Source organism: Sulfitobacter sp. 1A15299 (assembly GCF_043556915.1).
GTDB lineage: Bacteria > Pseudomonadota > Alphaproteobacteria > Rhodobacterales > Rhodobacteraceae > Sulfitobacter.
Window position 1 is genome coordinate 133,931 of sequence record NZ_JBIFFJ010000004.1, and the last position, 24,899, is coordinate 158,829.

Sequence of the window (24,899 nt, forward strand, 5' to 3'; positions counted from 1 at the left end):
ACGGTGAGGCAAGTTAAACAGATCCTTCCGCCCCCGACAAAAGCCCTCAAGGACCGCCCGATGACCAAGTTCTGCCTGACCGTGACCTGCCCCTCGCAACGCGGGATTGTCGCCGCCATCGCCAATTACATCGCCGAAACCGGCTGCAACATTACCGACAGCGCGCAGTTCGACGACACCGAAAACGGCCAGTTCTTCATGCGCATCAGCGCCGAGGCCGAAACCGGTGCCACGCTTGAGACCCTGCGCGAGGGGTTCACAGCGGTCGCGGAGCCCTTCGGCATGACTTATGAATTCCACGACCAAGACACCACGATGAAGGTCGTGGTCATGGTCTCGCGCTTTGGCCACTGTCTGAACGATTTGCTCTACCGGGTGCGGATCGGCGCGCTCCCGATTGAGATCGTCGCCGTGATCTCGAACCATATGGATTATCAAAAGGTCGTGGCGAACCACGACATTCCATTTCACTGCATCAAGGTGACGAAAGAGAACAAACCGCAGGCCGAAGCGCGGATCATGGAGGTGGTTGAGGACACCGGCGCGGAGCTGATCGTGCTGGCGCGCTACATGCAGATTCTGTCGGACGCCATGTGCCAAAAGATGTCGGGGCGGATCATCAACATTCACCATTCCTTCCTGCCGTCTTTCAAGGGGGCGAACCCTTACAAGCAGGCCTATGAACGGGGCGTGAAATTGATCGGTGCCACGTCGCATTACGTCACCGCCGATCTGGACGAGGGGCCGATCATCGAACAGGACACCGTGCGCATTACCCATGCGCAAAGCGCCTCGGATTATGTCTCGCTCGGTCGCGATGTGGAGGCGAGCGTCTTGGCGCGGGCGATTCACGCCCATGCCCACCACCGGGTCTTTCTCAACGGCAATAAAACCGTGGTTTTTCCCGCATCGCCCGGCAGCTACAGCTCCAAGCTGATGGGCTAGGGGCCACGGCCCCGCGTCTGCCGACTGCGGCAGGGGCGCGGGGCCATCGGGCGGCTTGGCCGAGCCCATAGCCCACTACAAACCAGCCTCTAGGGGCCGCGGATCGATGTATCAGATTTAAAGAGAGAAGTGGTGCCCCCACACGGACTCGAACCGCGGACCTACTGATTACAAATCAGTTGCTCTACCAGCTGAGCTATAGGGGCACTGAGGGCTCATTTAGAGAAAGGAGCCGGGGGGTGCAAGAGGGGAAATGCGAGATTCTTTCGGATTTTACACGCGCGGCGGGACGGGCTATTCAACGCCCAGATCTTCAGGGGTAAGCAGAGTATCATGCAGCTCGTTTTGCACACAGGTGTCCATTTCACGGAAGACGAGCGGCTGCTGAAATGCCTGCTGCGCAATCAGGACGATTTCGCCAGGGCGGGCGTCAAAGTGCCCGGCCCCAGCACCTATCGCAACCTGTTTCGCGACACGCTCAACGCGATGCATAAGGCGGAGCCGTCGGAGGTGGCGCGGGACGTTCTGCTGGACGCGATCCTCGATGATGGGACAGCCAGCCGGGTGATCCTGTCGGATGCGAATTTCTTCCGCTCTCCCGCCACGGCCCTGCAAGAAGGCGTGCTCTATCCCGCCGCCGCCGTGCGCATGCTGCGCATGGCGCAGCTTTTCCCCGAGGATGAGATTCGCATCTTCTTGGCGATCCGAAATCCCGCCTCACTCGTGCCGGTGCTTTACGAGAAAGCGGCGGATAAAACCTCGGCCGCGTTCTGGGGGGAGCGGGGGCCGGAAGACCTGCGCTGGTCCGAGACGATCGGCCAGCTGCGCGAGGCGGCGCCGGGGGTTCCCATCACCCTTTGGTGCAACGAGGATGCGCCGCTGATCTGGGCTCAGATCATCCGCGAAATGGCCGGATTGGCGCCCGAGACCAAGATCAAGGGCGGTTTCGATCTTTTGCAGACGATCATGTCGGAAGAGGGGATGAAGCGTTTTCGCGGCTATCTCGACACCCACCCCGATATGTCCGAGGCGCAGAAGCGCCGCGTGATCACCGCGTTCCTCGACAAATACGCGCTGGCGGAAGAGATCGAAGAAGAGCTCGACATGCCCGGCTGGACCGAGGAGTTGGTCGAGCGGATGACGGCGATCTATGACGCGGATGTCGAGGCCATCCGCGCCATGCCGGGCGTCACCCTGATCGCGCCCTAAGCCTCGGCCAATTCGGTGATCACGTCATGGGCCATTGCCACATCTTCGGCCGTGGCGGTGAAGGCACCTGCTTGAAATCGGATCACCAACGCCCCGTCGATCCGGGTCTGGGTCAGGTAAATGCGCCCGTCGTCATTGATCCGGTTCAGCAGGTCTTGGTTATGGGCATCGAGGTCGTCGCCGCCGAGATGGCGGAAGGTAAAGAGCGAGAGCATCGGCGGGGTCACGATCTCGAACCCCTCCGTCGCCTCCAGCCGCGCGGCCAAGTCCTGCGCCCATGAGACGTGATTGCGGATCATCTCGCGCAGCCCCTCCAGCCCGTGGGCACGGATCAGGAACCACAGTTTCAGCGCGCGAAACCGGCGGCCCAGCGGCACGGACCATTCGGAATAGTTCACCACACCATCCGCGCCATGGGTTTTCAGGTACTCCGGCTGGATCGCCAAGGTGCGGACCAGATCGCCGGGATTGCGCAGGAAATGCGTGGTGCAGTCAAACTGCGCCCCAAGCCATTTATGCGGATTCATCACCACCGAGTCGGCCCGCTCGACCCCGGCCCAAAGGCTGCGGAATTCAGGACAGATCATCGCCGACCCGGCCCAGGCGGCGTCGACATGGGTGTAGAGCGCTTCGGCCTCGGCCACATCCATCACGGCGGCGATGTCATCGCTGGCCCCCGCGCTGGTGCCCCCGGTGCAGGCGATGATGCCCGCAGGCAAATGCCCCGCCGCGCGGTCGGCTTCGATGGCGGCGCGGAGCGCTTTTGCATCCATCGCGCGGGTCGTGCCCTGGGTCGGAATGCGAACAAGGTTCTCTTCGCCCAGCCCCGCGACCCAGATGGCCCGGTCGACCGAGGTATGCACCTCTGCCGAGCAATAGACCCGCAGGCGCGGCTGGCCCGACAGACCCGCCTTGTTGCCCTGCCAATCAAGCGCGCGTTCGCGCATGGTCAGCACGGCGCAAAGCGTAGCGGAACTGGCGCTGTCTTGGATCACCCCGGTGAAGCCATCCGGCAGACCGATCGCCTGACGCATCCAATCGCAGACGCGGGTTTCCAACTCCGTCGCTGCCGGAGAGGTCTGCCACAGCATGCATTGCGCCGCGATGGCCGAAACAAAATATTCCGCCAGCACCGAGACCGGCGCGGCATTGGCGGGGAAATAGGCAAAGAAGCGGGGATGCTGCCAATGGGTTATGCCCGGCATGAGGGTCTGTTCGAAATCGTCGAAGATCGCCTGCATCGCCTCGGCCCCTTCGGGCGGGGCGTCGGGCAGGGCGGAAAGCACCGCGCCGGGGGCCACCTGTGCGCGCACCGGACGATCGCGCAGACCTGCTTGGTAATCGGCGGCCCAATCGGCGGCGCGGCGGCCCCAAGCTCGGAATTCCTCCCAATTCATGCGCGGCTCCCGTGGTGTGGGATTCTGGTTGTCATACGCATTTCCTGCCCCATGTTGTTGTATTGTCTCACTGTTGTTCCGCTGAGCCTGACCTCTTCAAGAATGTCGTCGCAGCGGCTATGGTGGTCGTCACGCCCTTTCCGGGCGGTCTTTGACTTGGTAAGTAGCGATCAGGAATCCGTCAAGAATGGCCACAATGCCCCCTCTGCGCCGCACGGCCCGCTCCCTTCCGATTGCGCTTTTGCGCGCGCGCGAAAGGGTGATGGGACCGATCCGCGAAATCTTGAACGAAAGCGGCATCTCGGAACAGAAGTTCCGCGTGCTGCGCGTGGTCGAGGAATCCGGCCCGATGGAGCAAACGGCGCTGGCGCAGCAGGCCTGTTTGCTCCTGCCGAGCCTGACCCGCATGCTGCGTGCAATGGAGGAAGAGGGGCTGCTCAACCGCGCCAGTGATCCCGATGACGGGCGCAAATCCATCGTGACGATCACCGAACAAGGGCAACAGATCTTGCAAGACCACGCCGGCGATGCCGCGGCACTGTTTTCGGATTTCGAGGCCCGCTTCGGCAAGCAGCGGATGGAAGACCTGCTCGATATGCTCGAAGACCTCGTCAATCTGGATATGCAGAAAAAGACCGACGGGCAGAAGGCCGACTGACGGAATTGTCACGGGCGGGCAGGGGGGTAGCCCCCTTGCGTCGCCCGCTGCACCGCGCAAATTCCCGCCAGCGCCATGCGGCTACCATCGGCCTCGGTCGCCGGTGCGCCCTGTTGCGACAGCGCCCGCAAATAAAGCGGCCCAGCCCCGCCCGTGCCAATCACCGCCAGTGTTTGCCCCAGCCAATAGGCCCGCGCCGCCGCCAGTTCCGCGCCGATCAAAGTGCCCGCCAGCCGCGCCTCTGCGGTAGGCGGCGGGATGTCCTGTAAGGCCAGATCGGCCCGGGTGGAGGCAAGCCGCCCCGCCATACGCTCAGGCCGCGACAGCCCATCGCTAAGCGCATCGTCAAAGGCCGTGTCGTCCAGCGCCGTGCCCTCGGCAGGGGTGCCATCGCTCAAAAGGCCCAGCAACTCCCCGGTCAGGAAGGTTTGAAAGCTCACCACCTCGCCCGCGCTGATCTGCGCCCAGACCGACGTGGCCCCCGGCAGGCAAATCACCCCGTCCCAATCTTTGTTGAAGCTCAGAAACCCCGCAATCCGCGTCTCGACCCCTTGCAGAAGGCCGCTGGGGTTTTGCTGGCGCAGGGGCGGGATGACCTGAAGGTCGAAGTTTTCGGTGGCGACAGCCATCGTGCGCTCTGCCTTGGCGGTGCAGGGCACCATGCGCGGCGCGGCATCGGTCCAGCCGATGGGCATGCCAGCGACGAAAACCGGCAGGCGGGGCAGTTGCCACGGCGCGGTGAGCTTCGCGAGCGCGGCGTCGAAGGCCGCAAGGTCGCCGGGTTCGGCAGTCCCGCCATCGCTCATGGCGCACTTAAGCACCGATCCGCCCTGCATGGCCCAGACCTGCAAACGCGCCTCGTGAACCTCAACCGCCAGCCAATCTGCATTGCTCAAACCCGTCATCGCGCTGCCCTCGTCGTGGAATGTCCCCACGGCATAGGCCCTATGGCCTGCGGGTTCAACGTGTCCGCCACGCACAGCAAAGACGCGCCGCCAATTTGCTTCAAGCCTAAAATATTTATTCTTGAACGAAAAAGCGACTCGCCCTAGGCTTCCTCAAACGAGAACCGGAGGGGATATTCGATGCGTGCAATCTGTCTTGGTGGCGGTCCTGCGGGGCTTTACTTCGCGATCTCTCTCAAGCTGCGCCAGCCCGAGGCCGATGTCACCGTGCTGGAGCGCAACCGGCCCGACGACACCTTTGGCTGGGGCGTCGTGCTCTCGGATGAGACGCTGGACAACCTTCGGGCCAACGATCCGGCCTCGGCCAAGGAAATCCGCAGCCATTTCGCCTATTGGGACGACATCGCGCTGCACCACAAGGGCAACACGATCCTCAGTTCCGGCCATGGTTTCTGCGGCATCGGGCGCAAGCGCCTGCTGCTGATCCTGCAGGAGCGGGCGCGCGAACTGGGCGTGAACCTCCAGTTCGAGACCGAGGTAAAGGCCGCCTCGGACTACATGGCCGACTACGATCTGGTGGTCGCCGCCGACGGTCTGAACTCCAAGACCCGGATGGAGTTCGAGGAGACCTTCAAGCCCGATATCGACGTGCGCCGTTGCCCCTTTGTCTGGCTTGGCACGCATCAGAAGTTCGACAACGCCTTCACCTTCATCTTCGAGAAGACCGACAAGGGCTGGATCTGGGTCCATGCCTACCAGTTCGACAAGGACACGGCGACCTTCATCGTCGAATGCAGCCAAAAGACCTTCGACGCCTACGGTTTCGGCGAGAAGTCGCAGGAGGAGACCATCGCGATCTGCGAGGAGATCTTTAAGGATCACCTCGATGGCCACAAGCTGATGACCAACGCCAGCCACATCCGCGGCTCGGCCTGGATCAAGTTCCCCCGTGTGCTTTGCGAGAAATGGAGCCACGAGAATGTCGTGCTGCTGGGCGATGCCTCGGCCACGGCGCATTTCTCGATCGGTTCGGGCACGAAACTGGCGCTGGAATCGGCGATCTCGTTGGCGAAACATGTCACCGACGACGCCGATCTGCCGACCGCCTTCGAGAAATACGAGGAGGCCCGCCGCCTTGAGGTGCTGCGCCTGCAATCGGCGGCGCGCAACTCGGTCGAATGGTTCGAGGATGTGGAGCGCTATCTCGATCTGGACCCGGTGCAGTTGAACTACTCCATGCTGACCCGCAGCCAGCGGATCAGCCACGAGAACCTGCGCGAGCGTGACCCAAAGTGGCTCGAAGGGGCCGAGAAATGGTTCCTTGAACAGGCCGGCGCCGAGACCAATGGCCCCGTCCGCGCCCCGATGTTCGCCCCCTTCCGCCTGCGCGACATGAAGCTCGAGAACCGCATCGTCGTCTCGCCGATGGCGCAATACAAGGCCGTCGACGGCTGCCCGACCGATTGGCATTTCGTGCATTACGCCGAACGTGCGAAGGGCGGCGCCGGGCTGGTCTATACCGAGATGACTTGTGTTTCCCCCGAGGGCCGGATCACCCCGGGCTGCCCCGGCCTCTACGCGCCCGAGCATGAGGCGGCGTGGAAGCGGCTTACGGACTTTGTCCATGCCGAGACCGACGCCAAGATCTGCTGCCAGATCGGCCACTCGGGCCGCAAAGGCTCGACCCAGCTCGGCTGGGAAGAGATGGACGCGCCGTTGAGGGAGGGCAATTGGGAGATCATCTCGGCCTCCGCGATCCCGTGGTCGGAGAACAACGCCGTGCCGAAGGCGGCAACGCGCGATGACATGGACAAGATCCGCGACGAATTCGTCGAGGCCGCCCGCATGGCCGACCGCGCCAATTTCGACATGATCGAATTGCACGCGGCGCATGGCTACCTGATCTCGTCCTTCATCTCGCCGCTGTCGAACCGGCGCGAGGATGAATACGGCGGCAGCCTCGAGAACCGCATGCGCTACCCGCTGGAGGTCTTCCGCGCGATGCGCGACGCCTGGCCCGAAGAAAAGCCGATGGCGGTGCGCATCTCGGCCAATGACTGGGTCGAGGAGGATGGCGTCACGCCGGAAGAAGCGGTCGAGATCGCGCGCATGTTCCATGAGGCGGGCGCAGACATCATCGACGTCTCGGCGGGCCAGACCTCGAAACAGGCCAAGCCCGTCTATGGCCGCATGTTCCAGACCCCCTTCAGCGACCGAATCCGCAACGATGGCGGCATCAAGACCATGGCCGTGGGCAATATCTACGAGGCCGACCACGTGAACTCGATCCTGATGGCGGGCCGCGCCGATCTGGTCTGCCTCGCCCGGCCGCATCTGGCCGATCCCTATTGGACCCTGCACGCCGCCGCCGCCATCGGTGACCGCCACGCCGATTGGCCGTTGCCCTACGGCCCCGGCCGCGATCAGGCATGGCGTCTGGCGGACCGTGCCGCGGAGATGGAGAAGGTATGAGCCATATCGTCATCACCGGCGGCGGCACCGGCGTGGGGGCCGAGATCGCCCATGCGGTGGCCGGCACCGGCGCCAAGGTGACCATCATGGGCCGCCGCGAAGCGCCTCTGCGCGATCAGGGGCTGCCCTTCCAGACCTGCGACGTGACCGACGCGGAAGCCGTGCGAGCGGCCTTCGCCGCCGCGCGCGCCGAGAATGGCCCCGTAACCGGCGTCATCGCCAATGCGGGTGCGGCCCATTCGGCGCCTTTCCACAAGATCACCGCGCAGGATATGAGCGATATGATGGCGGTCAACGTCACCGGCGTCTTCAACGTCTGGCAGGCCGCACTGGCGGAGATGAAGGACGCCGGGCAGGGGCGGCTCATCGCCGTGGCCTCCACCGCGGGGCTCAAGGGCTATCCGTATGTCGCGGGCTATGTCGCGGCGAAACACGGTGTCGTGGGGCTCACCCGCGCGCTGGCGCTGGAACTCGCGCGCACCGGAATCACCGTGAACGCGATCTGCCCCGGTTTCATCGACACACCGTTGCTGGAGCGCTCGGTCGAGAATATCACCAGCACCACCGGCAAGAGCGCCGAGGAGGCCCGCGCCCTGCTGAAACGCGCGAGCCCCCAGAACCGCTTTGTCGAAACCTCCGAGGTCGCCGCCGCCGTGCTCTATCTGCTGTCGGACGCGGCGGCTTCCGTCAACGGCCACGCGCTGGCGCTATCGGGGGGCGAGGTGTGAGCAACGCGGCCAAGGATCGTGTAAGGCTCTGGCTGCGGCTGCTGAAAGTGGTGCGCGGGCTGGAACAGGAACTGCGCGACACACTGCGGCGCGAGCATAACACCACGCTGCCGCGGTTCGACGTGATGTCGGCCCTCTCGCGCCACCCCGAGGGGCTGAAGATGAGCCAGCTTTCCGGCGTGCTGCGGGTCTCCAACGGGAATGTGACCGGCATCGCCGACCGCCTCAGCGACGAGGGGCTGGTGGAACGCATCCCCGTGCCGGGCGACCGCCGCGCGATGATGCTGCGGCTGACGCCTGAGGGGGCGGCGCAATTCGCCCGCCAAGCGCAGGCGCATGAAGACTGGATCAACGAAAAACTGCGCGGAATCTCCTCCGAGGAAGCCCGCGCCATGGCGGCCCGCTTGCAAGCCTTCGCCGCCCAAACGGAAGAAGAGGAAAAAGCCAATGCGCAGTGATGTGACGCATTTTCAATGCGAGATCAAAGACCGGATCGCCACCGTGCGGCTCGACCGGCCCGACCGCAAGAACCCGCTGACCTTCGACAGCTACGCCGAACTGCGCGACTGGTTCCGCGATCTGGTCTATGCGGATGACGTCGATGTGGTGATCTTCGGCTCCAACGGAGGCAACTTTAGCTCCGGCGGGGATGTGCATGATATTATTGGCCCTTTGACCAAGATGAACATGAAGGAGCTCTTGCGCTTCACCCGGATGACCGGCGATCTGGTCAAGGCCATCGTGAACTGCGGCAAGCCGGTGATCGCCGCTGTCGACGGTGTCTGCGTCGGCGCGGGCGCGATCATCGCCATGGCCTCGGACCTGCGGCTGGCGACGGCGGAGGCGAAGACAGCTTTCCTCTTCACCCGCGTTGGTCTTGCCGGATGCGACATGGGCGCCTGCGCGATCCTGCCGCGCATCATCGGCCAGACGCGCGCGGCGGAACTGCTCTACACCGGGCGCTCGATGTCGGCCGAGGAGGGCGAACGCTGGGGCTTCTACAACCGTCTTGTGACGGGCGAGACGCTGGAAGAAGAGGCCCTGAAACTGGCGCAGAAGATTCAGGCCGGCCCCAATTTCGCGCATATGATGACCAAGACGATGCTGGCGCAGGAATGGGCGATGTCGATCGAACAGGCGATCGAGGCCGAGGCGCAGGCGCAGGCGATCTGCATGCAGACCGGCGACTTCGAGCGCGCCTACAAGGCCTTCGTCGCCAAGGAACGTCCGATCTTCGAGGGCGACTGAGCCGATACCGAAAGCCAAAAGAAAAATACGCGGGGAGGCGTAACCATGGCTGACAAAAGTTTTCTCGACTGGCCGTTTTTCGAGCCGCGCCACAAGGAGCTGGCGCTGAAGCTCGACGATTGGGCCGGGCGCGAGCTGAAAAACGTCGATCACGGCGATACCGATGGCGCCTGCCGCGATCTGGTGACGATGATGGGGCAGGACGGCTGGCTGCGCCACAGCGGTGCCGAGGGGGATGAGGTGCTCGACGTTCGCACCCTCTGTCTGATCCGCGAAACGCTGGCGCGGCACGACGGGCTGGCGGATTTTTCCTTTGCGATGCAGGGGCTTGGCACCGGCGCGATCTCGCTCTTCGGGAGTGATGAGCAAAAGGCCGAATGGCTGCCTAAGACCCGGTCGGGGCAGGCGATCTCGGCCTTTGCCCTGACCGAGCCGCAGTCCGGCTCGGACGTGGCCAATTCCACCATGACCGCCAAGCCTGATGGCAACGGCTATGTGCTCGACGGGCGCAAGACGTGGATCTCCAACGGCGGCATCGCGGATGTCTACACCGTCTTTGCCCGCACCGGGGAAGCGCCGGGCGCCAAGGGGCTTTCGGCCTTCATCGTGCCCGCCGACACGCCGGGGCTGAAGGTCGAGGAACGGCTCGAAGTCATGGCCCCGCATCCACTGGCGACGCTGCATTTCGACGGGGTGAAACTGCCCGGCTCGGCCCTTCTGGGCGAGGCGGGGCGCGGTTTTGCCATCGCCATGTCGGTGCTCGACGTCTTCCGCTCCACCGTCGCCGCCGCCGCCCTCGGCTTTGCCCGCCGCGCGTTGGACGAGGCGCTCACGCGGGTGACCAGCCGTCAGGTGCAGGGCGCGCCTTTAAGCGAGTTGCAGATGGTGCAGGGCCATATCGCGGACATGGCGCTCGACGTTGATGCCGCGGCGCTGCTGGTCTACCGCGCGGCTTGGACCAAGGACAGCGGTGCGCCGCGTGTCACCCGCGAGGCGGCGATGGCCAAGCTTTTCGCCACCGATCAGGCGCAGAAGGTCATCGATAAGGCCGTGCAACTGCATGGCGGCGACGGCGTGCGCAATGGGGAGGCAGTCGAGCGACTTTACCGTGAAATCAGGGCCTTGCGCATTTACGAGGGGGCCTCGGACGTGCAACGTGTCGTCATCGCGCGACAGACTTTGGGAGCCATGTCATGAAGCTGCATCCAACCGGACATGAGGACACTTTCGCCCGCGACAACCTGCCGCCCTTCGACCAGTGGCCGGACCTCCTGCTGGAGCGCTTCGATTACCCAGAGCGCCTGAACGTCGGCGTCGAACTTACTGACAAGATGGTGGAAAAGGGCTTTGGCGACCACACAGCGCTGATCGGAAACGGGCGGCGGCGGACCTACAAGGAGTTGTCGGACTGGACCAACCGTCTGGCCGCCGCGCTTGTCGAGGATCTGGGCGTGAAACCCGGCAACCGGGTGCTGATCCGCTCGGCCAACAATCCTGCCATGGTGGCCTGCTGGCTCGCGGCGACCAAGGCGGGCGCGGTTGTGGTCAACACCATGCCCATGCTGCGCGCGGGCGAGCTGTCGGCCATCGTCGACAAGGCCGAGATCACCCATGCGCTCTGCGACACGCGGTTGATGGATGAAATGACGGCCTGCGCCAAGACCTCGAAGTTCCTGAAAACCGTCGCGGGCTTCGACGGCACCAGCAACCACGATGCCGAATTGGACCGCCTCGCGCTGGAAAAACCGGTTCATTTTGAGGCGCTGGACACCGCACAGGACGATGTGGCGCTCTTGGGGTTTACTTCAGGAACGACCGGTAACCCTAAGGCCACAATGCATTTTCACCGCGATCTTCTGATCATCGCGGATGGCTATGCCCGCGAGGTGCTGAACGTCACCCCTGAAGATGTCTTCGTCGGCTCCCCGCCCTTGGCCTTTACCTTCGGCCTTGGCGGGCTCGCCGTCTTCCCGCTTCGCTTCGGCGCCGCGGCGACGCTGTTGGAGACCGCCAGCCCGCCCAACATGATCGAGATCATCGAGAAGTACAAAGCCACCGTCTGTTTCACCGCGCCCACCGCCTACCGCGCCATGCTGCAGGCGATGGAGGAAGGCGCGGACCTCAGCAGCCTGCGCGCCGCCGTATCCGCCGGGGAGACGCTGCCCGCGCCCGTCTATCACGAATGGCAGGAGAAGACAGGCAAGGCTATGCTCGACGGCATCGGCGCGACGGAGATGCTGCATATCTTCATCTCCAACCGTTTTGACGACCACCGCGCGGCCTGTACCGGCAAGCCGGTGACGGGCTACGAGGCCAAGGTGATCGACGCGGAGGGCAAGGAAGTGCCGCGCGGCGAGGTGGGCCGTTTGGCAGTGCGCGGGCCGATCGGTTGCCGTTATCTAGGGGACAAGCGGCAGGCCGATTACGTCAAGGACGGCTGGAACATCACCGGCGACAGCTTCATCATGGACGAAGACGGCTACCTGCATTTCGCCGCCCGCAACGACGACATGATCATCAGTTCGGGCTACAATATCGCGGGGCCGGAGGTGGAAGCCGCGCTTCTGAGCCACCCATGGGTCAGCGAATGCGGCGTGGTCGCGGCGCCCGACGAGGCGCGCGGCTCCATCGTGCAGGCGCATGTGGTGCTGGTCGAGGGGGCGCCGGAAGATGCTAATACTATCAAGACCTTGCAGGATCATGTTAAAGCGACGATCGCGCCTTACAAATACCCGCGCGACATTCGTTTCATCAAGGAACTGCCCAAGACCGCGACCGGCAAGATCCAGCGTTTCGCGCTGAGAGAGGACAAATGAGCACTTTCGACGAAGCCTCCCGCGGCGCCAAGATGGATTTCGCCAAGGACAAGTCCTATGGCGATTACCTTGGGCTGGACCAGATCCTGACAACCGAAAACCCGCTCGACATGGCGCATGACGGGCTGCTCTTTATCATCCAGCACCAGACCTCGGAGCTTTGGATGAAGCTCGCGATCCACGAGCTAACGGCTTGCCGCAAGGCGTTGCAGGCCGGCGATTTGCGCCCCAGTTTCAAGATGTTGACCCGGGTCGCGCGGATCTTCGAGCAGCTCAATTCGGCTTGGGACGTGCTGCGCACCATGACGCCTAGCGAATACAGCCAGTTCCGCCCCTACCTTGGCGCCTCCTCGGGCTTCCAGTCCTACCAGTATCGCTTGATCGAGTACCTTCTGGGAAACCGCATCGCGGCGCTGACCAAGCTGCACGAACATACGCCCGCGCCACATGCCGCGCTGCTGGCGGAGATGCAGCAGCCGAGCCTTTATCAAGTGGCGATCGACCTGATGTGCGACCGGATGGGGGTGCCCGCGTTGGCGGGCGATCCAGAGCCGCGCGCATGGGAGGCCAAGCAAGAAGTGCAGGACCTCTGGCAGAAGGTTTACGAAGACCCGACAACCCATTGGGAACTCTACGAATTGGCGGAAAATCTCGTCGATCTCGAGGACTACTTCCGGCGCTGGCGGTTCAACCACGTCACCACCGTGGAACGTATCATTGGGTTCAAGCGCGGCACCGGGGGCACCTCGGGGGTGACCTACCTGCGCAAGATGCTCGAAGTGGAGCTCTTCCCCGAGCTTTGGCATGTGAGAGGAGCACTGTAAGTGTCTGTTTTGAAAAAAGATCAGTTCGTCTTGCCCGAGGGCGTCATCTACCTCGACGGCAACTCTCTGGGACCATTGCCAAAGGCCGCCGCCGCGCGGGTGCAGGAGATGATCACGGACGAATGGGGCGAGATGCTGATCCGCGGCTGGAACAAGGCCGGCTGGATGGAACAGCCTGCCCGCGTCGGCAATATGGTGGCGAAGATCGTCGGCGCGCCGGAAGGCTCGGTCGTCATGGGCGACACGCTGTCGATCAAGGTCTTTCAGGCGCTGGCCTCGGCGTTGAAGCTGCGCCCGGGCAGGAAAGTGATCCTGTCCGACAACGGCAACTTCCCGTCGGACCTCTACATGGCCGAGGGGCTGGTGGGGCTCTTGGAGCAGGGCTATGAGCTGCGCATCGTGGCGCCCGAAGAGGTGACCGAAGCCATTGGCGAGGATATCGCCGCCGTGATGCTGACGGAGGTCGACTACCGCACCGGGCGCAAGCACGACATGAAGGCGGTCACCGAACTGGCCCATGCCCATGGCGCGGTGATGATCTGGGATCTGGCGCATTCGGCGGGCGCGCTGCCGGTGAATTTGGCGGGCTCCAACTGCGAATTCGCCGTGGGCTGCACCTACAAGTACCTCAACGGCGGCCCGGGCGCGCCGGGCTTCATCTACGTGCGCCCCGATCTGGCCGGTGAGGTGCAGCCGGCGCTGGCGGGCTGGCTCGGCCATCGCCAGCCGTTTGCTTTTGAGCAAAGCTATCAGCCGGGACAGGGGATCGAGCGGATGCGCGTCGGCACCCCGCCGGTCATTCAGCTCACCGCGCTGGAAGTGGCGATGGAGCTTTGGGCCGATGTCGACATGCAGGCGCTGCGTGAGGCCTCGGTGGCGCTGCAGGAGCAGTTCATCGAAGAAATCGAGCGCGACGTGCCGCAGCTGACGCTGGCGAGCCCCCGCAACAGCGCCGAGCGGGGCAGCCAGGTCTCCTTCCGCTTCGAGGAGGGCTATGCCGCGATGCAAGCTGTGATCGACCGCGGCGTGATCGGCGATTTCCGCGCGCCCGACATCATGCGCTTTGGCTTCACGCCGCTTTATCTGGATGCCGAGGATGTCTCCAAGGCCGTCGCGATCATCCGCGACGTGATGGAGAACCGCCTCTGGGACAACGAAAAATACAAGACCCGCGCGCGGGTGACCTGACAGTATCAGGCGCAGGCGTTAAGCTGGCGAGACGACCCAACAGAACGGGCCCGGCAAAGAGGCCCAAACCAACCAAGGGAGACTGAAATGAAGATGAAATCACTGGTGATGGCGGCCTCGGTCGCGGCATTGGCGGCAGGCGGCGCTTGGGCCGAAGAGGGCAAGGTGAAGGTCGGCATGATCACCACCCTCTCGGGTGGCGGCGCGGGCCTTGGCATCGACGTGCGCGACGGGTTCCTGCTGGCCACCAAACTGGCCGGGAACGAGAACCTCGAGGTCGTGGTGGAAGACGACCAGCGCAAGCCCGAGATCGCGGTGCAACTGGCCGACAAGATGATCCAGTCCGAGAAGGTCGACGTGATGACCGGCATCATCTGGTCCAACCTCGCCATGGCTGTGGTGCCGGCGGCGACGGCGCAGGGCAAATTCTACCTCTCGCCCAACGCCGGTCCCTCGGCGCTGGCGGGCAAGGGATGCAACCCGCTTTACTTCAACGTGGCATGGCAGAACGACAACCTGCATGAGGCCGCGGGCGCCTATGCGAACGACGCGGGCTATGCGAACACCTTCATGCTGGCGCCGAATTACCCGGCGGGCAAGGACGCGTTGACCGGTTACAAACGCACCTATGAGGGCGAAGCGGCGGGCGAGGTCTATACCGATCTGGGCCAGACCGACTACGCCGCCGAGATCGCGCAGATCCGGGCCTCGGGCGCCGACAGCGTGTTCTTCTTCCTGCCCGGCGGCATGGGGATTTCCTTCCTTAAGCAATACGCCAACTCGGGCGTGGACCTGCCCGTAGTTGGCCCGGCCTTCAGCTTTGACCAGGGCATCCTTCAGGCCGTGGGCGAGGCCGCACTGGGCATCAAGAACACCAGCCAGTGGAACAAGGATCTCGACAACGAAGCCAACAAGACCTTCGTCGAGGCTTTCCAGGCAGAATACGACCGTTTGCCTTCGCTCTACGCAAGCCAGGGCTATGACACCGCCAACCTGCTGCTGAGCGCGATGGAAAAGGCCGATGTATCGGATCAGGACGCCTTCCAGGCAGCGCTGAAAGAGGCCGATTTCGAGAGCGTGCGCGGCAAGTTCTCCTTCGGTAACAACCAGCACCCGGTGCAGGACTACTACGTGCGCGAAGTGGTCAAGGAGGGCGATGTCTATACCAACAAGCTCATCGGCCCCTCGCTGACCGACCACGCGGACGCCTACGCGGCTGACTGCAAGATGTAATCCCGCGCGGCCCCGGTGCGCCTTGCGCCGGGGCCGACGGTCCAACGCTTTCACGCCGGTCCCTCGGTCCGGCGCGCCGGGAGGCTTTGCCAAATGTCATTCATCCTGCTCGTCGAACAGGTGCTGAACGGGATCCAGTCCGGGGTCATGTTGTTTCTCATGGCCGCGGGGCTCACGCTCATTTTCGGGGTCATGGGGCTGATCAACCTCGCCCATGGGTCGCTCTACATGGTCGGCGCCTTTGCCGCCGCGGCGGTGGCGGCGGCCACCGGGTCGTTCCTCCTGGCGCTGGTGGCGGCCCTTGCCGCGGCTGCGTTGGCAGGTTGCCTCATAGAGATGACGATGATCCGCCGCCTTTACGACCGCGACCATCTCGACCAAGTGCTGGCGACCTTCGCGCTGATCCTGATCTTTTCCGAAGGCACACGCTTCCTCTTCGGCTCCTTCCCGCTGTTTCTCGACATGCCGGACGCCGTCGCCGGGCCGGTGACCCTGCCGGGGGGCATCCAATATCCGCTCTACCGCCTCGTCATCATCGGCGTGGGCCTTGCCATCGCCGCCGGTCTCTTCCTGCTGATCGCGCGCACCCGCATCGGCATTCAGATCCGCGCGGGCGAAGCCGACCGCGAGATGATCGCGGCGCTTGGCGTCGATATCGCCAAGCTCTACACGCTGATCTTCGCGCTTGGTGCCGCTCTGGCGGGGCTCGCCGGTGCGCTCGTGGGGGCGATCCAGTCGGTGCAGGTGGGCATGGGCGAGCCGGTGCTGATCCTTGCCTTCGTGGTCATCGTCATCGGTGGCATCGGCTCGATCAAGGGCGCGCTCATCGGTGCGCTGCTGGTGGGGCTGACGGATACGCTGGGCTCGGTCCTGCTGCCGCTGTTCTTTGCCAATTTCATGGAGGCCTCGGCGGCCACTTCGGTCGGCTCCTCGCTCGCCTCCATGTCGATCTACATTCTCATGGCGGGGGTCTTGCTGTTCAAGCCTACCGGCCTGTTCGGGGAGGCCTGAGCCATGATGCGCGAAACACTTCTGAACGTCTTCCTCTTCCTTCTCCTGCCGGTCACGGCACTGGCGGCCTTTGCGCTGGATGAGCCCTTCATCATCACGCTGGCGACCAAGGCCGCGATCCTCGCGCTGGCCGGCGTGGGGCTGAACATCGCGCTTGGGCTGGGCGGGTTGGTCAGCTTCGGCCACGCGGCATTCTTCGGCCTTGGCGGCTATGCCATGGGCATCCTCGCGGCGCATGCGCAGAGCTATACGCCGATCATGGAAAGCCCGTTCCTGATCGAGGGCACGAAGTCGATGCCGGTGATCTGGCTGGTCGCGATTGTGGTCTCGGCGCTGGCGGCGCTGCTGATCGGGGCGCTGTCGCTGCGCACCTCAGGCGTCTATTTCATCATGGTCACGCTCGCCTTCGGGCAGATGCTGTTCTACTTCTCGATCTCTTGGCCGGCCTATGGCGGCGAGGACGGGCTGTCGATCTATGTGCGCAATGGCTTTCCGGGGCTGAACACGCTGGACCCGCTGACCTTTTTCGCCATCGCCTTCGCCGTGCTGGCGCTGGTGCTGTTGTTCGCAGGCCGTTTGGCGCGCGCGCCCTTTGGCCTCGCGCTCTCGGCGGCACGGCAGAACGCCGAGCGGGTGGAGAGCGTGGGCCTCGCGCCCTTCCGGCTGCGGCTGGTGGCTTTTGTCATCTCGGGTGCTGTCACCGGACTGGCGGGCGCGCTTTTTGCCGACCTCAACCGTTTCGTGAGCCCAACGATGTTCTCGTGGCAGACCTCGGGCGAGATCATGATCTTCGTGATCCTTGGCGGGGTGGGGCGGCTGTTTGGTCCCGTGGCCGGGGCGGCTCTGTTCATCTTGCTGGAGCATGTCTTGGGCGGGCTGTCGGAGTTCTGGCACATCTATCTGGGGCTGCTGCTCCTTATGGTCGTGCTCTTTGCCCGGGGCGGCATGATCGGCCTGATCGCCGGACGGGAGGTGGCCCATGACTGACGTACTTCTGGACGTGCGCAACCTGCACAAGAGCTTCGGGGCGCTGAAGGCCACCGACGATGTCTCGATCACCCTGCGCCCGGGCGAGATCCATGCGCTGATCGGCCCCAACGGGGCGGGCAAGTCGACGCTGATCAAACAGATCGCGGGCGGGCTGCGCTCGGACAGCGGGACGGTGCATTTCGCCGGACAGGACGTGACGCCGCTCAGCACCGTGCAGCGCGCGCGGGCCGGGTTGGGGCGGACCTTCCAGATCTCCTCGCTGGCGATGGAATACACGGTGCTGCAAAACGCGGTGCTGGGCGCGCTTGGCCAGTCGGGCCGGGTGATGCGCTTCTTCGCGCCGGTGATGCGGCAGCCTGAGTTGCGGGCCGAGGCGATGCGCGCGCTGGAACTGGTGGGGCTGGCCGATCACGCGGCCAAGCGCACCTCGGACCTGTCGCACGGACAACGCCGCCAGCTTGAGGTCGCGGTGGCGCTGACGCTGCGGCCCAAGGTCTTCCTGATGGACGAACCGATGGCCGGGCTTGGCGCAAGTGGGTCGCGCGAGATGACCGGCTTTCTCGATGGGCTTCGGGCCGAGGCGCCGATCCTGCTGGTGGAACATGACATGGACGCGGTCTTTGCACTCGCCGACCGCATCTCGGTGCTGGTCTACGGGCGCATCATCGCCAGCGGCACGGCGGCCGAGATCAAGGCCGATCCGCAGGTCCGCGTGGCCTATCTGGGCGAGGAGGACGCGGCATGAGCCTGCTGGAACTGAAAGACATCACCGCCTCATACGGGCCGACACAGGCGCTTTTCGGTGTCGATCTGACGCTGGAGGCGGGCGAGGTCTGCGCGCTGATGGGGCGCAACGGGATGGGCAAATCCTCCACCATCAAGGTGATCTGCCGGATGCTGAAACACGATGGCGGGAGCCTGCGGCTGAATGGGCGCGACATTGCCGGGCTGCCGTCCTTTCGTGCGGCTCAGGCCGGGGTGGGGCTGGTGCCCGAGGGGCGGCGCTGTTTCGCGCCGCTGACGGTGCATGAAAACCTCATCGCCGCCGCGCGCCCCGGGGAGTGGGACGAGGCGCGGGTGGTCAAGCTCTTCCCCCGCTTGGGCGAGCGGCGCGACCAGACCGCAGGCTCCCTCTCTGGCGGGGAGCAGCAGATGCTGGCGATTGGCCGCGCGCTGATGACCAACCCGCAGCTTTTGCTGTTGGATGAGGCGACCGAGGGGTTGGCCCCGGTGGTGCGTCAAGAAATCTGGGCTGCCGTGGCCGAATTGAAGCGCGACAGCGGTCTGGCGCTTCTGGTGGTGGACAAATCCCTCGCCGAGTTGCGGCGCGTGGCCGATCACGCCGTCATCCTCGAACGGGGCCGCTCGGTCTGGGCCGGTCCGATGCCCGCGCTCGACACCCAAATCGCCGATCAATTCCTCGGCGTGTGACTGTTAACAAAAAGGAACACGACATGTCGCATCAAATCATTCAGCCCGACGGTTGGGCCCCCGCGAAAGGCTATGCAAACGGCGTGCTGAGCGCGGATGGCCATCTGTTCGTCGGCGGACAGATCGGCTGGACAGCCGAGCAGAAGTTTGAATGCCATGACTTCATCGGTCAGATGAAACAGGCGCTGCAAAACATCCGCGATGTGGTTGAAGCCGCCGGCGGCACGCCCGAGGATATCACCCGTCTGACGTGGTATGTGACGGATAAGAAAGAATATCTCGCCGCGCAAAAGGACGTGGGCCGCGCTTATCGCGAGGTGATGGGCAAGCATTTCCCGGCCATGGCGATGGTGGTCGTCGCCGGTCTGGTCGAGGATGAAGCCAAGCTTGAGATCGAAGCCGACGCGGTGATCGCGCGCTAAGCCAAGCCGCCGTCGGGATCACCCGCGGCGGCGCAGCGCCGGAAGGGCCGCCGAAAAGGCCGAGGAAAGCGCAAAGAGACCCGCCGCGATGCTGACAATGCTCGGCCCCGTGGGCGTGTCGAACTCCAGCGAGGCCATCAGCCCCCCGAGGGCCGCCACCGCGCCCAGACCCATGGCCCAAAGGGCCATGGTTTCCGGCGTGCGGGCAAAGGGGCGGGCGGTGGCGGCGGGGATGATCAGCATCGCCGCGATCAGCAGCGCGCCGACCACTTTGATCGCCACGGCCACCATGATTGCCAGCGCCAGCGTCAGGATCAATTGCTCGCGCCGCGGATTGCCGCCCGCGGCCTGCGCCAGATCGGGGTTCAGCGTCGCCGCCAGCAGCGCCGACCAGCGCCAGGCCAGCAACAGCGCCACCGCCACGGCGCCGCCCCAGATCACGCCAAGGTCAAACCGCGTCACGGCGAGGATTTCACCAAAAAGATAGGACGACAGATCGACCCGTTGCCCCGGCAGCAGCGACACGGCCACGAGGCCAAGGGCCAGTGCGGAATGGGCCATCACACCCAAAAGCGCGTCGGCACTGACATTGCGGCCCGACAGCGTGCTGATCACCAGCGCCATGACGAGGGCCACCAAAAGCACGCCCGCGGTGATCGGCAGATCGGTCGCCAGTGCCAGCGCCACGCCCAGAAGCGCGGCGTGGCTGGTGGCATCGCCGAAATAGGCCATGCGCCGCCAGATCACGAAACAGCCCAACGGGGCGGCGGCCAGCGCCACGCCGAGGCCGGCGAGGGCGGCGCGCAGAATGAAATCGTCAAGCATTCTCAGTCTCTTGGTGGTGGCCGTCACAGGCAGCGCCGTGATGGTGGTGGTGGTGATGGTCGTGATCGTGCCGGTAAAGCGCCAGCGCCCCTTGGGTGCCGCTGCCAAAGAGGGCGCGGTATTCGGGCGCTTCGGAGACGGTCTCGGGCGTGCCTTCGCAGCAGACATGACCATTGAGGCAGAGCACACGGTCGCTCGCCGCCATGACGACATGCAGATCGTGGCTGACCATCAGCACGGCGCAGCCGAGGTCTTGGCGCACGGATTCGATCTGGCGGTAAAAGGCGGCGGAGCCGGGCTGGTCCAGCCCCTGCGTCGCCTCGTCGAGGATCAGCAGATCGGGCCTTTCCAGCAGTGCGCGGGCCAGCAGCACGCGCTGGAACTGCCCGCCTGAGAGGTCGACCATCTGCCGCTCGGCCAATTCCGGCACGCCAGCGGTGGCCAGCGCCTCGCGGATCGCCTCGGGCTTCTGGCGGCGGGGCAGGTTGATGAAGCGGCGCACGGTAAGCGGCAGGGTCGCGTCGATCTGCAATTTTTGCGGCACATAGCCGATGCGGAGCCCCGGTTTGCGGGTGATCTTGCCCGCCGCCGGTTTTAACGCGCCGATCAGCGCGCGCAGCAGGCTGGATTTGCCTGACCCGTTGGGGCCGACGATGGTGACGATCTCACCGGCGTCGATGTTGAAGTTCACGTCGCGCAGGGCGATCTGACCGTCATGGCGCAGGGTCAGGCCGCGCGTCTTGATCAGGCTCATACACCGGGCTCCTGACAGGCCGGGCAGAGGCCTTCGGCCTCGACCACGCTGCGTTCGATGCGGAAGCCTGCGGCGCGGGCAGCATCGCCAAGGCGGCTTTTGTTCGGGGTGGTCTCGGCCTCGGCCACCGAGCGGCAGCTGCGGCAGATCAGAAAGGCGGGCGCGTGATCCTCGCCCGGGTGCACGCAGCCGACATAGGCGTTGAGCGCTTCGATCTTATGGGCAAGCCCCGCCTTCACCAGAAAATCCAGCGCGCGATAGGCCACGGGGGGCTGTGCGCCCAGCCCCTCGGCCGACAGGTGGGCGAGCAGGTCATAGGCGCCCAAGGCGCGGTGTTCCGACAGCAGGATCTCCAGCGCGCGGCGGCGCACCGGGGTCAGCCGCAGCCCGCGTTCGGCGCATTGCGCCTCGGCAGCCTGCATGGTGCTGCGCATGCAGGCGGCGTGGTCATGATCACTAAATCCAATGGGGCGCATGGGGGACCTCAACTCGTTTCGGTGTTGATATGTTATAACAGCGGTGTTAGCAAGGTGATACTATAACATTTTAAAGGTCTGCCATGTATCGTTTCACGCTCCCCGCCGCTGTTCTCGCCGCTGCCGCCTCGCCGCTTTGGGCGGATGTCCCCGCCGTTGCGACAGATATCGCCCCGGTGCATGGGCTGGTGTCGCAGGTGATGGAAGGGGTCGGCACGCCCGATCTCATTGTGCCGCCGCGCAGCTCGCCCCATGGCTATGCCATGCGCCCCTCCGAGGCGCGCGCGCTGAGCGGGGCCGATCTGGTCGTCTGGGTCGGCCCGTCGCTGACCCCATGGCTGGTCGATCCGCTGCAATCGCTGGCCGGCAGCGCCAGCCATCTGGCCTTGATGGAACAGCCCGGCACGCGGGTTCTGGCCTTCCGCGAAGGGGCGACCTTCGAGCCGCATAGCCATGGTGACGAGGGGCAGGGGCAGCACGCGGGTCATGATCATGCCAAGGAAGGGCATGACCACGACGCGCATGGGCATGAGGAACATGACGACGCGCATGACCACGGGGCGCAGGACCACGAAGGACATAACCACGAGGACCACGGCGATCGGGACGATCACGGACATGGCGAGAAGGATCACGACGATCACGGCCACGAAGGTCACGATCACGCCCATGGCAGCGATGATCCCCACGTCTGGCTTGACCCGCGCAACGGGCAGCTTTGGCTCGGCCAGATCGCCGAGGCGCTGGCGGAACTGGACCCTGAGAACGCCGCGCAATACCGTGCGAATGCCGAGGCCGCTCAGGCCGAGATTTCGGCCCTAGAGGAAGACATCGCCGAGACTCTCGCCCCGGTCAAGGACCGCCCCTTCATCGTCTTCCATGACGCCTACCACTATTTCGAAGCGCGCTTCGACATCGAAGCCCGGGGTGCCATCAGCGAAAATGACGCCCGCGCCCCGGGGGCGGCACGTGTGGCCAAGCTGCGCGACTTCGTGGCCGAGAGCGGCGCGAAATGCGTCTTCGCCGAACCGCAGTTCAACCCCGGCCTGATCGCCGCCGTGACCGAGGGGCAGGAGACCGGGACCGGCACGCTCGACCCGATCGGCGCAGACCTAGAGCTTGGCGTATCTTTCTACCCCGATCTGCTGCGCGGCATGGCGCAGAGCATGTCTGACTGCCTGTCGGACTGATTTGGCCACTGGCAAGGAAACGGCCTATAGGAACAGGCCAATGAAAAGTGGTGCAGCCGGGGAAGCTGCACCACATCTTACATGCTGAAATGACTTTTATGGAATTCTGATCAGACGGCGATCTTACCGCCGCCTTGCTTGGTGATGACGACCACCGCAGGGCGCGGGGGCATCTTGGGGTCGAAGTCGGGCCAGCGGGTGGCCGGATCTTCAAAGGTGCTTTCCCGTTCGAAACCGGGGATGTCCTTGGTGCCATCCGTGCCCGGGTGCTGCACCGCGACAAAGAGCGTCTCGCCATCCTCGGTAAAGTAGGGGCCGCACATCTCACCGCCCACGGGGCAGCGGAAGAAGAGCTTTGAGGTGCCACGCGCCTCGCCTTCGGTCTCAAGCGCATAAAGCCCGTCGGATTTGCCGGTCTTGCCCCAGCCGCTGCCCTGATCGGTGCTGATCCAGAGCCGCCCGTCGGCATCCATCGCGGCATTGTCGGGGCTGCCGAACCAGCCGTTCTCCGATGTCTCGGGGTTCCACTGGGCGCCGACCTCGGCCACCTCCGGGTCACCGCATTGCACGAGGATCGTCCAAGTGCCGCTGGTGGCGGCGTGGTCGGCATTCGCTTCCTTGATCTCGATGATATGGCCAAAGCTGCTTTCCGGGCGCGGGTTGGCGGCGTTGGTGTCGCCCTGTTTGCGCTTGGTGTTGTTGGTCAGCAGGATATAGGCCGTGCCATCGCCGCGCGGCTGCGCGTCTTCGGGGCGGTCCATCGGGGTGGCGCCCAGCAGGTCGGCGGCAAGACGGGTGTCGATCATCACGTCGCCTTGGTCGTTGAACCCATTCTCGGCGGTCAGCGGCCCGGTGCCATGCACCAGCGGCAGCCAATTGATCGTGCCGTCCTCCTCAAACCGCGCGACATAGAGCGTGCCTTCGTCCAGCAGATCGCCATTGGCCGCCGGATCATCGGAAACGGTCCCGGCGGAGACGTATTTGTATTGATAATCAAAGCGGTTGTCGTCGCCCATATAGACCACGAGCTTGCCGTCTTTGCTGACCGTGGTCTCGGCGCCCTCATGGCGGAAACGGCCCAAAGCGGTGCGTTTGACGGGGGTCGAACTCGGGTCCATCGGGTCAACCTCGACCACCCAGCCGAATTTATTGGGCATATTCGGCTCGGCATCCACATTGAAACGGTCGTGTTTCTGACCCCAAGCGTACCACATGCCCGGCACGCCGTAGCGGTCCCATGATTTCTCTTCCGCGGCACCGGTGATGTCGGGCTTGTCATCGGCATCCAGCTTGTCGGTCCAGAAATAGCCGTGGAAATTTTCCTCGGCCATCAACCATGTGCCCCAAGGGGTCAGCCCGCCCGCGCAGTTGTTGAGCGTGCCGATGACCTTGGTGCCGCTGGGGTCGTCGTTGGTTTGCAGCCGCGCGTGACCGGCGGCGGGGCCGCTCAGCGTCATCGCGGTGTCGAGCGGGGTGATGCGGCGGTTCATCTTGCCGTCGCGCACCACTTGCCACTTGCCCGCCGCATCGCGGGCGATCTCGACGACCGAGCCGCCGTGGGCGGCCATCTCGATATCGATCAACTCGGGCGTCATGGCTTTGAAGTTCACCTTGTCCTGACGGCCAAGGCCGGGGAACATGACCTCTTCGTTGGTGTATTCGTGGTTCACGCAGAGCAGCCCGCGGCTGGCGTCGTCGTTCAGGGGCACGAAGCCGACATAGTCGTTGTTATAGCCGAACTGTTTTGACTGCGCCGCGGCGGTCTGGTTCATCACGTCGAATTCCGGCGCGTCGGCGGTGATCGGATCGCCCCACCGCAACAGGATCTGCGCGTCATAGCCGGGGGCGACGTGGTGGGTTTCATCATTGCCCCAGGCCAGTTCGTCAAAGACATAGCGGCTTTCGGCGGCGCGGGCCTTGGACGGGGCGAGGGCGGCGGCACTGCCGAAAAGGGCGGTGGTGGCCGACACCCCAAGCATCCCGCGCAGAATGTCGCGGCGGCCATAGCGGGCGTTGATCACATCGCCGATGGTGCGCGACAGGTTCGCATTGGTGGGGATGTCGTCAAAGGCTTCAAAGGCTTCGGCCTTGTTGCCGATGGCGGGGTCGTTGAGAATCTCGCGGCGGGTCATCATATGTCCTTTGGTGACTTGGCTGGCCTCCATCTGCACCATGAC

The 24,899-nt window shown here is 64.4% G+C and carries 24 protein-coding genes and 1 tRNA gene; 18 read left to right on the forward strand and 7 right to left on the reverse strand.

Features of this window, described 5'->3' with window-relative positions:
- The first annotated feature begins 60 nt into the window (after positions 1-60).
- The gene (purU, locus tag ACGYK7_RS07910) at positions 61-945 is read left to right on the forward strand and encodes a formyltetrahydrofolate deformylase (protein ID WP_394400717.1); all 885 of its coding nucleotides are present in this window, start codon (positions 61-63) and stop codon (positions 943-945) included.
- Between the two features lie 130 nt (positions 946-1,075).
- On the opposite strand, the gene ACGYK7_RS07915 is transcribed toward purU, so the two are convergent.
- Positions 1,076-1,151, reverse strand: a tRNA-Thr gene (locus tag ACGYK7_RS07915).
- A gap of 127 nt (positions 1,152-1,278) precedes the next feature.
- On the opposite strand from ACGYK7_RS07915, the gene ACGYK7_RS07920 reads away from it, so the two are divergent.
- Positions 1,279-2,154, forward strand: a complete 876-nt coding sequence (locus ACGYK7_RS07920; RefSeq protein WP_394400720.1) for a hypothetical protein — start codon at positions 1,279-1,281, stop codon at positions 2,152-2,154.
- Here the strand turns inward: ACGYK7_RS07920 and ACGYK7_RS07925 are convergent.
- Positions 2,151-3,551 (reverse strand): pyridoxal phosphate-dependent decarboxylase family protein, encoded by a 1,401-nt coding sequence (locus tag ACGYK7_RS07925; protein WP_394400723.1) that lies wholly within the window; start codon positions 3,549-3,551, stop codon positions 2,151-2,153. The genes ACGYK7_RS07920 and ACGYK7_RS07925 overlap by 4 nt on opposite strands.
- A 187-nt stretch (positions 3,552-3,738) precedes the next feature.
- Here ACGYK7_RS07925 and hpaR point away from each other — a divergent pair, with 187 nt between their 5' ends.
- The gene (gene hpaR, locus ACGYK7_RS07930) at positions 3,739-4,209 is read left to right on the forward strand and encodes a homoprotocatechuate degradation operon regulator HpaR (RefSeq protein WP_394400726.1); all 471 of its coding nucleotides are present in this window, start codon (positions 3,739-3,741) and stop codon (positions 4,207-4,209) included.
- A gap of 8 nt (positions 4,210-4,217) precedes the next feature.
- On the opposite strand, the gene ACGYK7_RS07935 is transcribed toward hpaR, so the two are convergent.
- Positions 4,218-5,114 carry a 2-dehydro-3-deoxygalactonokinase gene (locus ACGYK7_RS07935; RefSeq protein ID WP_394400728.1) on the reverse strand — a complete coding sequence of 299 codons (897 nt, stop codon included), beginning with the start codon at positions 5,112-5,114 and terminating at the stop codon, positions 4,218-4,220.
- A 180-nt stretch (positions 5,115-5,294) separates the two neighbouring features.
- On the opposite strand from ACGYK7_RS07935, the gene ACGYK7_RS07940 reads away from it, so the two are divergent.
- The 14 genes from ACGYK7_RS07940 to ACGYK7_RS08005 all read left to right on the forward strand — a co-directional run bounded on the left by ACGYK7_RS07940 (position 5,295) and on the right by ACGYK7_RS08005 (position 19,477).
- Complete coding sequence (locus ACGYK7_RS07940) at positions 5,295-7,586, forward strand: bifunctional salicylyl-CoA 5-hydroxylase/oxidoreductase (RefSeq protein ID WP_394400730.1); 2,292 nt, start codon at positions 5,295-5,297, stop codon at positions 7,584-7,586.
- A complete protein-coding gene (locus ACGYK7_RS07945; protein WP_394400733.1) occupies positions 7,583-8,314 on the forward strand; it encodes an SDR family NAD(P)-dependent oxidoreductase in 732 nt (243 codons plus the stop codon). Before ACGYK7_RS07940 ends, ACGYK7_RS07945 begins: the two co-directional genes overlap by 4 nt.
- A complete protein-coding gene (locus ACGYK7_RS07950) occupies positions 8,311-8,772 on the forward strand; it encodes a MarR family winged helix-turn-helix transcriptional regulator (RefSeq protein WP_394400736.1) in 462 nt (153 codons plus the stop codon). The genes ACGYK7_RS07945 and ACGYK7_RS07950 overlap by 4 nt, the downstream gene beginning before the upstream one ends.
- Positions 8,762-9,562, forward strand: coding sequence for an enoyl-CoA hydratase family protein (locus ACGYK7_RS07955; protein WP_394400738.1), 801 nt, complete (start codon positions 8,762-8,764; stop codon positions 9,560-9,562). The genes ACGYK7_RS07950 and ACGYK7_RS07955 overlap by 11 nt, the downstream gene beginning before the upstream one ends.
- 45 nt (positions 9,563-9,607) lie before the next feature.
- A complete protein-coding gene (locus tag ACGYK7_RS07960) occupies positions 9,608-10,759 on the forward strand; it encodes an acyl-CoA dehydrogenase family protein (protein ID WP_394400741.1) in 1,152 nt (383 codons plus the stop codon).
- The gene (locus ACGYK7_RS07965; RefSeq protein ID WP_394400743.1) at positions 10,756-12,378 is read left to right on the forward strand and encodes an AMP-binding protein; all 1,623 of its coding nucleotides are present in this window, start codon (positions 10,756-10,758) and stop codon (positions 12,376-12,378) included. Before ACGYK7_RS07960 ends, ACGYK7_RS07965 begins: the two co-directional genes overlap by 4 nt.
- Positions 12,375-13,202 (forward strand): tryptophan 2,3-dioxygenase, encoded by an 828-nt coding sequence (locus ACGYK7_RS07970; protein ID WP_394400745.1) that lies wholly within the window; start codon positions 12,375-12,377, stop codon positions 13,200-13,202. The genes ACGYK7_RS07965 and ACGYK7_RS07970 overlap by 4 nt, the downstream gene beginning before the upstream one ends.
- Positions 13,203-14,390: a kynureninase gene (gene kynU / locus ACGYK7_RS07975; protein WP_394400747.1), complete on the forward strand. Its 1,188-nt coding sequence runs from the start codon at positions 13,203-13,205 to the stop codon at positions 14,388-14,390.
- An 87-nt stretch (positions 14,391-14,477) separates the two neighbouring features.
- Positions 14,478-15,623: an ABC transporter substrate-binding protein gene (locus ACGYK7_RS07980; RefSeq protein WP_394400750.1), complete on the forward strand. Its 1,146-nt coding sequence runs from the start codon at positions 14,478-14,480 to the stop codon at positions 15,621-15,623.
- A gap of 93 nt (positions 15,624-15,716) precedes the next feature.
- On the forward strand, positions 15,717-16,634 hold the full coding sequence (locus ACGYK7_RS07985; protein WP_394400752.1) for a branched-chain amino acid ABC transporter permease: 918 nt from the start codon (positions 15,717-15,719) through the stop codon (positions 16,632-16,634).
- A 3-nt stretch (positions 16,635-16,637) separates the two neighbouring features.
- A complete protein-coding gene (locus ACGYK7_RS07990; RefSeq protein WP_394400755.1) occupies positions 16,638-17,621 on the forward strand; it encodes a branched-chain amino acid ABC transporter permease in 984 nt (327 codons plus the stop codon).
- The gene (locus ACGYK7_RS07995; protein ID WP_394400758.1) at positions 17,614-18,369 is read left to right on the forward strand and encodes an ABC transporter ATP-binding protein; all 756 of its coding nucleotides are present in this window, start codon (positions 17,614-17,616) and stop codon (positions 18,367-18,369) included. The genes ACGYK7_RS07990 and ACGYK7_RS07995 overlap by 8 nt, the downstream gene beginning before the upstream one ends.
- Positions 18,366-19,055 (forward strand): ABC transporter ATP-binding protein, encoded by a 690-nt coding sequence (locus tag ACGYK7_RS08000; protein WP_394400760.1) that lies wholly within the window; start codon positions 18,366-18,368, stop codon positions 19,053-19,055. The genes ACGYK7_RS07995 and ACGYK7_RS08000 overlap by 4 nt, the downstream gene beginning before the upstream one ends.
- 23 nt (positions 19,056-19,078) lie before the next feature.
- Positions 19,079-19,477 carry a RidA family protein gene (locus ACGYK7_RS08005; protein WP_394400762.1) on the forward strand — a complete coding sequence of 133 codons (399 nt, stop codon included), beginning with the start codon at positions 19,079-19,081 and terminating at the stop codon, positions 19,475-19,477.
- 18 nt (positions 19,478-19,495) lie between these two features.
- Here ACGYK7_RS08005 and ACGYK7_RS08010 read toward each other — a convergent pair whose 3' ends face one another.
- Genes ACGYK7_RS08010 through ACGYK7_RS08020 form a run of 3 tightly spaced genes read right to left on the reverse strand, consistent with a single transcriptional unit; the run spans position 19,496 to position 21,532 of the window.
- Entirely contained in the window at positions 19,496-20,302 is an 807-nt protein-coding gene (locus ACGYK7_RS08010; protein ID WP_394400765.1) for a metal ABC transporter permease, read from the reverse strand.
- Positions 20,295-21,056, reverse strand: a complete 762-nt coding sequence (locus tag ACGYK7_RS08015) for a metal ABC transporter ATP-binding protein (protein ID WP_394400768.1) — start codon at positions 21,054-21,056, stop codon at positions 20,295-20,297. The genes ACGYK7_RS08010 and ACGYK7_RS08015 overlap by 8 nt, the downstream gene beginning before the upstream one ends.
- The gene (locus ACGYK7_RS08020; RefSeq protein WP_394400770.1) at positions 21,053-21,532 is read right to left on the reverse strand and encodes a Fur family transcriptional regulator; all 480 of its coding nucleotides are present in this window, start codon (positions 21,530-21,532) and stop codon (positions 21,053-21,055) included. Before ACGYK7_RS08020 ends, ACGYK7_RS08015 begins: the two co-directional genes overlap by 4 nt.
- A gap of 83 nt (positions 21,533-21,615) precedes the next feature.
- Between ACGYK7_RS08020 and ACGYK7_RS08025 the strand changes: the two genes are divergently transcribed.
- Positions 21,616-22,722, forward strand: coding sequence for a zinc ABC transporter substrate-binding protein (locus ACGYK7_RS08025; RefSeq protein ID WP_394400773.1), 1,107 nt, complete (start codon positions 21,616-21,618; stop codon positions 22,720-22,722).
- Positions 22,723-22,832: 110 nt separating this feature from the next.
- Here ACGYK7_RS08025 and ACGYK7_RS08030 read toward each other — a convergent pair whose 3' ends face one another.
- Positions 22,833-24,854 (reverse strand): PhoX family protein, encoded by a 2,022-nt coding sequence (locus tag ACGYK7_RS08030; protein ID WP_394400893.1) that lies wholly within the window; start codon positions 24,852-24,854, stop codon positions 22,833-22,835.
- Between the last annotated feature and the right edge of the window lie 45 nt (positions 24,855-24,899).